We start from the raw sequence: 428 nt of genomic DNA, 5'->3' as shown, positions 1-428 counted from the left end.
ATCCATGACCTCGCGCTCACCCCGCCCTTCGACAGCCACACGCTCGCCTTCGAGGACGCGGGCGGCCACCTGGCACGGGTCTTCACCGCGGGCCTCGGCTGGCCCCCCGAGCGGCGGGACCGGGCGGCCGAGCTCATCGTGCTCCACATGCGCGACGACGTGGATCCGGAGGTGGACGTGGAGAGCCGTCTGCTGCAGGTGGGGACGAGCGCGGACGTCTCGGGAACCGGACTCGACGCCTTCGACCCCGCCTTCGCCGAGGCGCTCGTGGCGGCCCACCCCCGGCTGGGCTTCGCCGAATCCTTCGTACGGCTCTTCCGCGACCAGGCCGAGCGCAAGCCGGGCTGCGCGGCGGCGCACCTGGTCGCGGGCGACTGGCCCGTCCGCACGGCCGCCCACCCGCTCGACCGACCCGCCCGCTCCCGCAC

The 428-nt window shown here is 75.2% G+C and carries 1 protein-coding gene; it reads left to right on the top strand.

Annotation, left to right across the window (positions count from 1 at the left end; translation table 11 throughout):
- On the top strand, positions 1 to 428 hold a 428-nt coding region (locus ACFW2E_RS43540), incomplete at both ends, for a cyanamide hydratase (protein ID WP_384476726.1).

Source organism: Streptomyces sp. NPDC058964 (assembly GCF_042741275.1).
GTDB lineage: Bacteria > Actinomycetota > Actinomycetes > Streptomycetales > Streptomycetaceae > Streptomyces.
This window is presented reverse-complemented; position numbering and strand designations above follow the sequence as displayed.